We start from the raw sequence: 12198 nt of genomic DNA, 5'->3' as shown, positions 1-12198 counted from the left end.
GCCTCCAGGCTGGTACGAAATCGTCACCTGTGCGGTCGACCGTCTCGGACGCCTGCCCGAGCGCTTGTTCCTTCAACCGCCTCGCACTCTCAACGACGGTCACTCGAAAGAGTTACGGGGCCGTCTGCCATCTTCGGCACTCTACGTGAGGAGGCGGACACGATGCAGACACGCACGGCGGACCCTTGAACTTTCATCACAACCATGCCCCGTTCAGCCCTATTTCTTCCCGTTTACTGGTGTCCGGGGCTAGATTCGCAATGAGTCATATTTTCATCTCCTTGGATCGTAGTTGTACGGTCGTGGACACCGGATCCGCCCAGAACGGCTACAAGGGGTCACGCAATGGCAGATTTCTCCCGCCTTCCCGGACCGAATGCGGACCTGTGGGACTGGCAGCTCCTGGCTGCGTGCCGCGGGGTGGACAGCTCGCTCTTCTTCCACCCGGAGGGCGAGCGGGGCGCGGCTCGAAGCGCTCGTGAGAACTCGGCCAAAGAGGTCTGCATGAGGTGCCCGGTGCGCGCCGAGTGCGCCGCCCACGCGCTGGCGGTACGCGAGCCGTACGGCGTGTGGGGCGGACTGACCGAGGACGAGCGCGAAGAGCTGATGGGGCGGGCGCGCAACAGGCTGGTGTCGGCGTCTGCAGCCGGCGGGCACGCCGCCTCGAACACCTGAAGGAACGTTTCTGCAACCACGGGGCACGCTCGCGTGCCCTTGTTCTGTCCGGGCGGCTACCGGGCCGCCGCCCGCGCCAGCTGGTCCAGCGTCGCGGCGACCGCCGGCACCTGCGCGAGGTCGGGCAGGGTGAGCGCGACGATCTCCCGCCGCACGGTGGGCTCCAGGGCGACGGTGCGCACCCCCCTGGGCCGCACGGACTCGATGGCCAGCTCAGGCAGGACGGCGACGCCGAGCCCGGCGCCGACCAGGCCGGCGACCGCCGGGTAGTCGTCGGTCGCGAAGTCGATGCGCGGCGTGAACCCGGCCCCCTCGCACACCTCGACCAACTGGCCCCGGCAGCGGGGGCAGCCGGCGATCCACGGCTCCTCGGCGAGCTCCCCGATGGCGATGGACCGGGCGTGCGCGAGCCGGTGCCGCTCGGGCACGAGCCCCACGAGCCGGTCCGTCAGCAGCGGCCGTACGACGAGGTCGTCCCACTCCTCGGCACCCGCCGCCCCCTCGTAGCGGAAGGCGAGGGCCACGTCGCAGTCGCCCTCGCGCAGCATCTCGACGGAGCGGGGCGGCTCGGCCTCCTCCAGGGAGACCCGGGTACCGGGGTGGGCGCCGCGCAGGGCGGCGAGGGCCGTCGGGACCAGCGCGGAGCTGCCGCTGGGGAAGGAGACGAGCCGGACCCGGCCCGCGCGCAGCCCGGCGATGGCGGCGACCTCCTCCTCGGCGGCGGTGAGTCCGGCGAGGATCCCGGCCGCGTGCCGCACCAGCGCCTCACCGGCCTGCGTCAGGCGCATCTCGCGGCCGCCGCGGACGAGCAGGGGCGTGCCGGCGGACGCCTCCAGGGCTTTCATCTGCTGGCTGACGGCGGGCTGGGTGCAGCCCAGTTCGCGGGCCGCGGCGGAGAAGGAACCGGTGGTGGCCACGGCGCGCAGCACACGCAGGTGACGGGCTTCGATCACCCTCCGAGGATAAGCCGTCCTTTGACGCGGTGACGAATAATGCGTCGACGCTTTGATCCTCGTGGCCTACCGTGCGCCCATGAGGCTTCTGTCTGTGAATCTGGGGCACCCCCGGGCCGTGCCGTACACGGACCACCCCGAGGGCCTGACCGGCATCGACAAGCGGCCCGTGGACGGGCCGGTGCGGGTGGCGGCGCCGGGGCCGAAGGGGTCCGGCGCGAGCGGACTGGCCGGGGACGCCGTGTGCGAGACGCGGCACCACGGCGGGGACGACCAGGCCGTGTACGCCATGGCCCGCGAGGACCTCGACGCGTGGGAGCGCACGCTGGGGCGCCCGCTGCGCAACGGCTTGTTCGGCGAGAACCTCACCACCGAGGGCGTCGAGGTGTCCGGCGCCCTGATCGGTGAGCGCTGGGCCGTCGGGGCCGAGGCGGTGCTGGAGATCACCTCCGGACGCATCCCCTGCCGCACCTTCCAGGGCCACATCGGTGAGAGGGGCTGGGTGAAGCGGTTCACGGAGCGGGGCGCCCCGGGCGCGTACCTGCGGGTGATCCGGCCCGGCGCGGTCCGGGCGGGCGACGCGGTGCGGATCGTGCACCGGCCGGACCACGACGTGACGGTCGCGCTGCAGTTCCGGGCGGTCACGACCGAGCGCACGCTGCTGCCCCGGCTGCTGGCGGCGGGCGAGGCGCTGCACCCGGAGGCACGGGCGATCGCGCGGACGTACGTGGAGAAGTACGGTGCGCGCACCACGGCCTGACGGCTCGTCCGGCGCGTCCGCGCCGGCTCGCGATGCGGAACGGATGCTTCCACTCCGGGTCACTACTCTTACGCCATGACAACGGCTCTGATTACGGGATCGACGGCTGGGATCGGCGCCGCGTTCGCGCGGCGGCTGGCGGCCGACGGACACGACCTGGTGCTGGTGGCCCGCGACACCGGCCGGCTGCGGGAACAGGCGACCGAGCTGCACGACCGCCACGGCATCGAGGCGGAGGTGCTGACGGCCGACCTGGCTCAGGACCGGGGCATCGAGGCGGTGGCCACCCGGCTCGGCGACCGCAAGAACCCGGTCGACCTGCTGGTCAACAACGCCGGCTTCGGCAACAAGGGCCGCTACCTCGACGTCCCCATGGCCGACGAGCTGAGGATGCTCAAGGTGCACTGCGAGGCGGTGCTCCGGCTGACCTCGGCGGCGGCGGAGGCGATGCGGGAGCGCGGGCGCGGGGGCGTCGTGAACGTCGCCTCGACCGCCGCGTTCCTGCCGCGCGGGACGTACGGGGCGTCCAAGGCGTGGGTCGTGCAGTTCACCCAGGGCGCGGCGCAGGACCTGGCCGGCAACGGCGTCCGCCTGATGGCGCTGTGCCCGGGGTTCGTGCGCACCGAGTTCCACGAGCGGGCCGGGATGGGGACGGACAACATCCCGAACTGGATGTGGCTGGACGCGGACAAGGTCGCCGCGACGGCCCTCGCGGACCTGGCCCGGGGCAAGTCGGTGTCGATCCCGGACCCCCGCTACAAGGCGCTGATGGGAGTGGCGAAGCTGGTCCCGAGGGGCGTGCTGGGCGGGATCTCCTCGCGGACGGGGCGCAAGTACGGGCCCCGGTAGCGGGAGCGCGGCCACGGCGGGCCGGAGCCCGCGCCCGGGGAGAAAATGGGTGCTGACAGGACCCGGACCCGAGGGGCACCGGAGGCGATCGCCATGACCTTCGTACAGCTCATCGACTGCAGGACCAGCCGGCTCGACGAGATGGACCGGCTCATGGACCAGTGGGTCGAGCAGACCAGGGGAAGGCGGACGGCGACGCACACCCTGGTCGCCAAGGACCACACGGACGCGGCGCACGTCGTCGAGATCGTGGAGTTCCCGTCGTACGAGGAGGCGATGCGCAACTCGCAGCTCCCGGAGACCGACCGGATCTTCCGGGAGATGGTGGCGCTCTGCGACGAGATGCCCACGTTCACCGACCTGGACGTGGTGCGGGACGCGCAGCTGAACACGGACTCCGCGCGCCGGTTCTTCGAGGTGCTGGCCACCTCGGACGACCTGTCGCCGCTGACGGGCCTGGTCGGGGAGCACTACCACGACCACGATCCCGCCAACGAGCAGGACGTCGTCGGGCTGGACCACCTCCGGCGCGAGATGGACGCCTGGCGCGGCGGCTTCGACTTCTCGTTCCGGATCGAGGACCAGATCGCCCAGGGGGACCGTGTGTGCACGCGGTGGAGCTGGGAGGGGACCCACAGGGACGACTTCCTCGGGATTCCGGCCACGGGGAAGAAGGTCGCCATGACGGGCACGACCGTCTTCCGCTTCGGCGCGAACGGGAAGATCGTCGAGGGCTGGTGGCAGTACGACCGGCTCGGGCTGATGGTGCAGTTGGGGGCGGTGGAGCCGACGGACATGTGAGCCCCGCCGGGCACGGCGCGTCCTCCGCCCGGGGCGACGACCGGGACTCCGGTCCGGTCGTCAGAGGAGATCCGGCACGGCGGGGGGCCGGCCCCCGCCGAAACCTTGGCCCGTCCCTGGCCGTGGTGCGCGCCGTGGTCGAGGCGGAGATCGCAAACGGGACGACGAATCCGGCGCCGATTCCGAAAGTCCTGCCGGGGCCCCCGCACGGCTGACCGTGCAGCGGCGCGGCGGCCGGGTCGTTGTCACACCGGAGGACCAAGCCGGGCGCCGATGATCCGACGTCCGGCCGGTGGAACTGGCCACGTCGATAGCCGGCGGGGTGGCGTTCTCGTCACGCGGCACGAGGTGGTGGCGGTGTCGCTGAGCTCCGTGTTCCTGGACGCCCTGCGGGAGCCGGCCGAGGAGCAGTCGGTGCGCTGGCAGGCGCTGCTGAAGGCGGACGCCAAGTTCACGGGCACGCTGGGCGCGGCGCTCGCCTCGTACACGCGGTTAGCCGCGGCAGCGGGTGGCGGCCGTCGCGGAGGGCGCGGGTCCCCGCTCGGTCGTACTGCTGCACGAGGCCGGGCTGGTCGCCCGCTACTGGGAGGCGGGTGGCCGGTAGTCACTGTGGCGGGCCTCCAGCAGGCGGCGCGGCGCCCTGCCGACGTCCCGCACGGCCTGTTGGTTGCTGCTGCTGCCGACGGAGGACCCGCGCGCCACGCCCACGCTGGACGGCCGGACGGTGGAGGTGGTGGACCGGGCCACCGAGTGGGAGGTGCTGAACGGACTGTTCCTCAAGGACCTGCGGTCCGCACCGGTGCGGCCCTGAGCCGTCCACCGGCTCGGCGGGCGTCCCCGCCGCGGGCCGGGCCGTGGGGAACGGGTGCGGCCCGGATCGGTACGGGGCCCGACGCCACCCGGGCCGGTACCGGCATGTCACGCTCGTCGTGTCGGCGCACGCCTCCCGGCGACGACCGCCCGGTCCCGGAGGAAGAGGGCCCACCGGTGAGGTCGCTGGTGCCGTCGGGCCCACGGTGGCGGAGGTTCGGCGGCTTCCGGCAGCTTGTCGTCCCCGGCCACCGCGCTTGCGGCACCGCCGGGGCCGCCGTCACGCGGTGAGCCGGTCGGACCGGCGCTGACGACGCCGAGCGGTCACCCTGCCGCTGCCACCGCCGGCGGCGTCGGGCACACGGCCGAGGGCGACCTCCGACCGGCCATCAGCCCGCTGCGCTCCGCCGCCCCGGAACGCCCCGGACCGGACGACGAAGTCCTGCCGGGGCACTAGTCGGAAGTTGCGGGGGTGTCGGGGTGCTCCTCGCCCAGCACCCGGCGCCGCACCTCCAGCACCGCCCCGTACTCCGCCCAGGCGGCCTCCCACAGTCCCAGCTCCGCCAGGACCCCGGCGAGGTTGTGGCGGGTGGTGAGGGTGTCGGGGTGCTCCTCGCCCAGCACCCGGCGCAGGATCCCCAGCACCGCCTCGTACTCCGCCCGGGCGGCCTCCCACAGTCCCAGCTCCGCCAGGACCCCGGCGAGGTTGTGGCGGGTGACGAAGGTGTCGGGGTACTCCTCGCCCAGCACCCGGCGCCGCACCTCCAGCACCGCCTCGTACTCCGCCCGGGCGGCCTCCCGCTCCCCCAACCCCTTCAGCACCCACGCCAGGCCGTGACGAGCGGTGAGGGTGTCGGGGTGCTCCTCGCCCAGCACCCGGCGCCGGATCCCCAGCACCGCCCCGTACTCCGCCCGGGCAGCCTCCCACTCCCCCAACCCCTTCAGCACCCAAGCCAGGTAGGCACGGGTGGTGAGGGTGTCGGGATGCTCCTCGCCCAGCACCCGGCGCCGCACCTCCAGCACCGCCTCGAACTCCGCCCGGGCAGCCTCCCGCAGCTCCAGGTCGTCGAGGACCCCGGCGAGGTTGTGGCGGGTGGTGAGGGTGTCGGGATGCTCCTCGCCCAGCACCCGGCGCCGCACCTCCAGCACCGCCCCGTACTCCGCCCGGGCAGCCTCCCGCTCCCCCAGGTCGTCGAGGACCCCGGCGAGGTTGTGGCGGGTGGTGAGGGTGTCGGGATGCTCCTCGCCCAGCACCCGGCGCCGGATCCCCAGCACCGCCCCGTACTCCGCCCGGGCAGCCTCCTTCTCCCCCAACCCGTCCAGGACCCACGCCAGGTTGTGGCGGGTGGTAAGGGTGTCCGAATGCTCCTCGCCCAGCACCCGGCGCCGCACCTCCAGCACCGCCCCGTACTCCGCCCGGGCAGCCTCCCGCTCCCCCAGCCCCTTCAGCACCCACGCCAGGTAGGCACGGGTGGTGAGGGTGTCGGGATGCTCCTCGCCCAGCACCCGGCGCCGCACCTCCAGCACCGCCTCGAACTCCGCCCGGGCAGCCTCCCGCTCCCCCAGGTCGTCGAGGACCCCGGCGAGGTTGTGGCGGGTGGTGAGGGTGTCGGGGTACTCCTCGCCCAGCACCCGGCGCCGGATCCCCAGCACCGCCCCGTACTCCGCCCGGGCAGCCTCCTTCTCCCCCAACCCGTCCAGGACCCACGCCAGGTTGTGGCGGGTGGTAAGGGTGTCCGAATGCTCCTCGCCCAGCACCCGGCGCCGCACCTCCAGCACCGCCCCGTACTCCGCCCGGGCAGCCTCCCGCTCCCCCAGGTCGTCGAGGACCCCGGCGAGGTTGTGGCGGGTGGTGAGGGTGTCGGGATGCTCCTCGCCCAGCACCCGGCGCCGGATCCCCAGCACCGCCCCGTACTCCGCCCGGGCAGCCTCCTTCTCCCCCAACCCGTCCAGGACCCACGCCAGGTTGTGGCGGGTGGTAAGGGTGTCCGAATGCTCCTCGCCCAGCACCCGGCGCCGCACCTCCAGCACCGCCCCGTACTCCGCCCGGGCAGCCTCCCGCTCCCCCAACCCGTCCAGGACCCACGCACGGCTGATGCGAATGGTGAGGGTGTCGGGATGCTCCTCGCCCAGCACCCGGCGCCCGATGTCCAGTGCCGCCTCGAACTCCGCCCGGGCAGCCTCCCGCTCCCCCAGCCCGTCCAGGACCCACGCCAGGCCGTGGCGAGTGGCGAGGGTGTCGGGATGCTCCTCGCCCAGCTTGCGGCGCCGTAGCTTCAGCACCGCCTCGAACTCCGCCCGGGCGGCCTCCCGCTCCCCCAGCCCGTCCAGGACCCACGCCAGGCCGTGGCGAGTGGCGAGGGTGTCGGGATGCTCCTCGCCCAGCATCCGGCGCTGGGTCCCCAGCACCGCCTCGAACTCCGCCCGGACGGCCTCCTCCAGCCCGTCCAGGACCCACGCGCGGCTGACGCGGATGTTGAGGGTGCTCGGGTGCTCCTCGCCCAGCACCCGGCGCCCGATGTCCAACACCGCCTCGAACTCCGCCCGGGCGGCCTCCCTCTCCCCCAACCCGTCCAGGACCCACGCCAGGCCGTGACGGATGGCGAGAGTCCCGGGGTGCTCCTCGCCCAGCACCCGGCGCCCGATGTCCAGCGCCGCCTCGTACTCCGCCCGGGCGGCCTCCCTTCGGCCCAGACTGCCGGCCAGGATGCCGGCGAGGTTGTGGCGGGTGGTGAGGGTGTCGGGATGCTCCTCGCCCAGCACCCGGCGCCGGATCCCCAGCACCGCCTCGAACTCCGCCCGGACGGCCTCCTCCAGCCCGTCCAGGACCCACGCGCGGTTGTGGCGGGTGGTGAGCGTGTCGGGATGCTCCTCGCCCAGCACCCGGCGCCGGATCTCCAGCACCGCCTCGAACTCCGCCCGGGCAGCCTCCCGCTCCCCCAGCTCCGCCAGGACCTCGGCGAGAGTGTGGCGGGTGGTGAGGGTGTTCGGATGCTCCTCGCCCAGCACCCGGCAGCACTTATCGAGAAGGGGTGTGAGTTCGTGGAGGGCTTGGTCGTTCAACCCACGAGCGATCAGATAGCGACAGGCCAGGACGGCGGGATCGACAAGATCCACCAGGTGGGAGTCGTTATCGGGGAGGTGGCGCGGAAAGTGCAGGGCGTGCGGACTGAGCACTTCCCACCGAGGCCACGTCGTCGGTGACTCAGGTGGATCGACTTCGTCGGCCCGAGTCGCCAGCCGTGTCAGGAAAGCGGCGTCGGCAACGCCTTCGGAAGTCCGGTTGGTGACGCGTACGAGGGGGTGGAGGCGGACTGTCGGCAGCGGGTTGTCCGGTGATGCGGGGAGCAGGTGGATGAGCCCCAGCGTGTCGAGGGCCTGAAGGTGGTGCCACAGAGCAGGACCGTCCAGCCCCGAGAACGTACGGACGCGGGTGAGGGCCTCGGGAACGAGGAGCAGGTCGTAGGGGACGGCGGCGTCGGCGAAGCCGGCCAGCAACGCGAGCACCCTTCGTACGTACAGGAGGCGGCGTCGTTCGAGCAGTTTCAGGGACAGGTCCCAGACGCTCGCGACGATTCCCTGCAGGCCGGTGGTGTCCGGGTCGGACGCCAGTGCGCTCTCGTACGAGGCGAAGGACGCGGGGGTCCCCGGCACCCGGAACTTCGGCGGGGTGGAAGTGGTCTCGGAGAGGTAGGCCCCGGCCAGACGCAGTGCCAGGGGGAGTCCGCCGAGCCGATCGGCCAGTGACCGGGCCTCCTGCTCGGTGCCCGCCCGACCCTCCGTGTGGTCGGTGAGGACCTCGGCCGCCTGCCCGGTTTCCAGGACGGTCACCGGGTGGAGTACGGCGTGGGGGCCCCAGGTGGTCTGTGCCGCGTCGCGGGACGTGACGAGGACCAGTCCGGTGGGGTGGCCGTGGGGGCGGATCCAGCCCGTCCCCGAGGAGAGCCGACCGGCCCCGTGCAGCAGGTCGGGGTCGTCCGCGTTGTCGACGACGAGCAGCCAGCGGGAGCGCAGGGCCTCCAGCCGGCGCCACAGCGTGTCGGCGGCGTCGCCGGCATCCAGTTCCTCCTGGGCGGCTCCGGCCCGCCGGGCCACGGCCTCCAGACGGGCCTCCAGGGTGGCGCCCTGCCGCGCGTCCACCCACCACACCCGGTCCGGGCCCAGGCCGGCTGTTCGTGCGTGATGGACCAGTTCGAGGGCGAGGGCGGTCTTGCCGCAGCCCCCCATTCCGCAGAGCACGCGTAACCGATCGGGCGAGTGTCCGAACAGAACGTCCTTGAGCTGCTCGACCAGAGCCTCACGTCCGCGCAGCGGCAGCGCGGGGTTGCGCTCGCCCTGCGGGGCGGCGAGGGTCACGGCGGCGGGCGGTTTCCTCGCGGGGGCCCCGAAGTAGGCGTCCCGCATGCGTACGTGTTGGCCGGCCACCACACCACTGACCGGCAGCGCGTGTCCGGGCGCGGGCGGGTGCTGGGTCGGGCTGTGGGAAACGCCGGAGCGGGTCAGGGACGTTCCCGTTCCGGCATGGGAGGGTTGACGCCGAACGTCACCTCCTTGTTGAAGTTGTTGACGCCGCCGGCGACTCCCCCGTCGGCCCTCACGTTCACGTCACGGCCGGCCGCCGTCCCTCCGTCGCCGGCGCTGACACCGGGACGCGCACCGTCCACCTGGTCGACGAGAGTCCGCAGCTCATTGGCCGCGTCCTCCCGCTCCGCCTCCTGCAATCCCTCCAGCAGGTCCTCGAAGCGGGTCTGCCAGGCGGCCTGCTGACGGGTCCGGACCTCCGGAACGTCGTCCTGACCACCGGATTCCAGAGCGGTCCGAGTGCGGTCCAGCCGGTCCAGTGCGTCGGACTCACCCTGTGCCGCGCCGCGTCCCAGCAGCCGGGCCACCCGTGCGCGCAGTTCCTCCCAGACGTCGGTGCCCGCCGCCTGGACGACCGCGGTACCGCCCGCGGCGGCCAGCGCCACCATCGCTTCAGACAACATCGAGCCCCCCCGATTGCGTCCAATAGTGGTCACAACGCTACCTGTTCCCGGCGTCGGTGTCCGAGATACCGCCCGACCGACAGCGCGCGCGAACCACCGCAGCGGCCTCTCTCAGAGCTGGGAACGCGATCCGCACCGCACCCGGCCGCTCTTCGGCGGTCACGACGTGGGTCGGGTGGGCCGCAAAGCCTGTGAGGGTCTTCACCAGCGGGACCGGATCCGGTTCGCATCGAGAAGACCCTCGAGCGGGAATCGGCCATTCCTGGACCTGGGACCCGCTGTACGGGAACGGGATGCTCGCGCCTGAAGGAGGTCCTCTTCGACTACCCACGCGCCTGGTGGTATGGGCACCGGACCTGACGGGCTGCTCGTCCCCTCACCGGAAAACAGGAGTGTGCTGTGCGACGTCGACGCCTCCTGGCCGTGGCCGCCGCTCCGGTCGTCACGTCCGGCTGCTCGCCCCAGGACGATGAAGCCCCGCCCTCGGCTTCGGCATCCTCCGACGGGGCCCGTGAGGCCGTCAAGGTCTACGTGCAGGCTCTCAACTCCCGGAGCACCGCCGGGCTGATCTCGGTCGGAGGCGTCGAGGACGAGGAGTGGTTCCGGCAGGAGGCCGAGCAGATCCTCGCCGACAGGAGCGGATGAGGGCGGAGGATCAAGGACGTGCAGATCCGGCGTGACATGGGTCCGGGCGTCGGCTCGGCCCGCCTCCTGGCAGAGGACAAGGTGGGCAAGTCCTCGTAGGACACCTTCACCGTCACGGGGGGAGAAGGGCGCCTGGCACCTGGCGGTCTTCACGAACCAGCCCGCCGAGCCGGGCAAGGAATCCGCTGCGACCGACGAGCCGCGTTCCTGACGACCACCGCCGTGGTGGCCCGGTCCGGCGATCCGGCCCGGGCCACCACCACCTGGGACACCGCAAGCCGGACGGCGGGGCTCACCCGCTGCCGGGCGGAACCGGGCTCGGTGGCCCGCGCCCTCGTCGCGCCCGCCTTCACTCAGCGGTCGGCCCCGGACTCCCTGCGGAGCCGTCACCCTCACTGCGCCTCTCGGGGATACCAGCGCATGCAGACGGGTGCGTTTTCGGGAACCCCGCTGCGGCGATCATCCCGGTCCGCGGTGGGGCGGGGCGGTAGGCGGCGCGGCCGGTGAGGCCGACGGGGCACCTCCGGGACTCCACCGTCGTCGGCGCTCGACCGTCGTGCGCGCTCCTCGGCGCGCGGCCGGTGTCCGGAGTGATCCGCCGCCTACAACCTTCACGGCCCGTCACGCGTCAGACAGACGCCGCGATGAGGTGAGGACCCCCGCACCACCGGTGCCACGGGAGTGGCATACGATGCGCGCGCCCCCCTCATAAAGATCACATAAGAGGATGTACACGTCATGACCGTCCGTGCCCCCTACCGTTCCCTCCGCGGCATATCCGCCGTCGTCGCCCTGCTCGCGATCGGCGCGGTGGGGTGCTCGGAGGTCTCCGACGCCGTCGACAGCGCCAAGGACGGCGCGAAGAAGGTGGCTCGCCAGCGCTCGGTGTTCTCACTGGACGTCGGCGACTGCTACAACCCGAACGGCAAGGCCGAGGGGGAGGCGTACGCCGTCGAGATCGTGCCCTGCGACGAGGCGCACGAGGGCCAGGTCGTCGGCGAGTTCAAGATCGACGAGGGCAAGGAGTACCCGGGCAACGACGGGATCACGGCGGTCGCGGACGAGCGCTGCCCGGTCGAGGCGCAGAAGTACGCCCCGGACACCTGGGCGCTCCCCAAGGGCGTCGCCCTCTTCTACTACACCCCGACCAAGGAGAGCTGGGCGACGGGTGACCGCGCGGTGAGCTGCACCTACACCTCGGAGAAGGGCGCGTTCAAGGGCTCGCTGGACACCGCGAAGTCCCTCGAGCCCGAGCAGGTCACGTACCTCGAGGGTTCGAACGCGGTCTACGAGGCCCTGTGGGCGAACCAGCCCGAGAAGGAGACCGTCGAGGACGACCTGGCCGGCTACAAGGCGCAGGCCAAGGCCGTCGCGGCCGCCCTCGACGCGCACGTCGAGGGGCTGGACGGCATCGAGGGCACCGAGGTCGGCAAGCTCCGCGCGACGCTGACGAAGGCGGCCGGCAACTGGAAGAAGGCCGCGAACGCCGCCGACGCCGACGCGTTCTACGTCGCCTACGACCCGGCGTTCACCGACATCGACCCGAACAAGTCGGTCGCCGCCCGCAAGGAACTGGGCCTGGCCACCACCGTTCCCGCCGACGAGGCCGAGGTCTGGGCGGGCTGACGCCCGGTCGGACCAGCGGGGCCGTGTCCGCCGAGGACCCGGCCCCGCTTCCCGGGACCCGTCCGCCGCCCGCCTAGGGGGCGTCGTTTGGATC

At 72.6% G+C, this 12198-nt stretch carries 10 protein-coding genes; 7 read left to right on the top strand and 3 right to left on the bottom strand.

The annotated features are described in order from the left end of the window. Positions 1-345: 345 nt before the first annotated feature. Positions 346-675, top strand: a complete 330-nt coding sequence (locus tag GL259_RS23765; protein ID WP_159535352.1) for a WhiB family transcriptional regulator — start codon at positions 346-348, stop codon at positions 673-675. A 56-nt stretch (positions 676-731) separates the two neighbouring features. Here the strand turns inward: GL259_RS23765 and GL259_RS23760 are convergent, their stop codons facing one another. After that, positions 732-1628, bottom strand: a complete 897-nt coding sequence (locus GL259_RS23760; RefSeq protein WP_159535351.1) for a LysR family transcriptional regulator — start codon at positions 1626-1628, stop codon at positions 732-734. A 79-nt stretch (positions 1629-1707) separates the two neighbouring features. Here GL259_RS23760 and GL259_RS23755 point away from each other — a divergent pair, with 79 nt between their 5' ends. From GL259_RS23755 to GL259_RS23740, 4 genes are all read left to right on the top strand, one after another. Beyond that, complete coding sequence (locus GL259_RS23755) at positions 1708-2388, top strand: MOSC domain-containing protein (protein WP_159535350.1); 681 nt, start codon at positions 1708-1710, stop codon at positions 2386-2388. A 75-nt stretch (positions 2389-2463) separates the two neighbouring features. Beyond that, a complete protein-coding gene (locus tag GL259_RS23750) occupies positions 2464-3237 on the top strand; it encodes an SDR family oxidoreductase (protein WP_159535349.1) in 774 nt (257 codons plus the stop codon). 93 nt (positions 3238-3330) lie between these two features. Continuing rightward, positions 3331-4038 carry an ester cyclase gene (locus tag GL259_RS23745; protein ID WP_159535348.1) on the top strand — a complete coding sequence of 236 codons (708 nt, stop codon included), beginning with the start codon at positions 3331-3333 and terminating at the stop codon, positions 4036-4038. A 667-nt stretch (positions 4039-4705) separates the two neighbouring features. Continuing rightward, complete coding sequence (locus GL259_RS23740) at positions 4706-4849, top strand: hypothetical protein (protein ID WP_159535347.1); 144 nt, start codon at positions 4706-4708, stop codon at positions 4847-4849. Between the two features lie 452 nt (positions 4850-5301). On the opposite strand, the gene fxsT is transcribed toward GL259_RS23740, so the two are convergent. Continuing rightward, positions 5302-9252 carry an FxSxx-COOH system tetratricopeptide repeat protein gene (fxsT, locus tag GL259_RS23735; RefSeq protein WP_159535346.1) on the bottom strand — a complete coding sequence of 1317 codons (3951 nt, stop codon included), beginning with the start codon at positions 9250-9252 and terminating at the stop codon, positions 5302-5304. 95 nt (positions 9253-9347) lie between these two features. Continuing rightward, positions 9348-9833, bottom strand: coding sequence for a hypothetical protein (locus tag GL259_RS23730; protein ID WP_159535345.1), 486 nt, complete (start codon positions 9831-9833; stop codon positions 9348-9350). 399 nt (positions 9834-10232) lie between these two features. Between GL259_RS23730 and GL259_RS23725 the strand changes: the two genes are divergently transcribed. Beyond that, positions 10233-10478 (top strand): hypothetical protein, encoded by a 246-nt coding sequence (locus tag GL259_RS23725; protein ID WP_159535344.1) that lies wholly within the window; start codon positions 10233-10235, stop codon positions 10476-10478. Positions 10479-11216: 738 nt separating this feature from the next. After that, positions 11217-12104 carry a septum formation family protein gene (locus GL259_RS23720; RefSeq protein WP_159535343.1) on the top strand — a complete coding sequence of 296 codons (888 nt, stop codon included), beginning with the start codon at positions 11217-11219 and terminating at the stop codon, positions 12102-12104. The last annotated feature ends 94 nt before the right edge of the window (positions 12105-12198 follow it).

Origin of the sequence: Streptomyces sp. Tu 3180, from assembly GCF_009852415.1 — a bacterium.
In the GTDB taxonomy this organism is placed as follows: domain Bacteria; phylum Actinomycetota; class Actinomycetes; order Streptomycetales; family Streptomycetaceae; genus Streptomyces.
The sequence above is the reverse complement of the archived record's forward strand: the minus strand, read 5'-3'. Positions and strand labels throughout refer to the sequence as shown.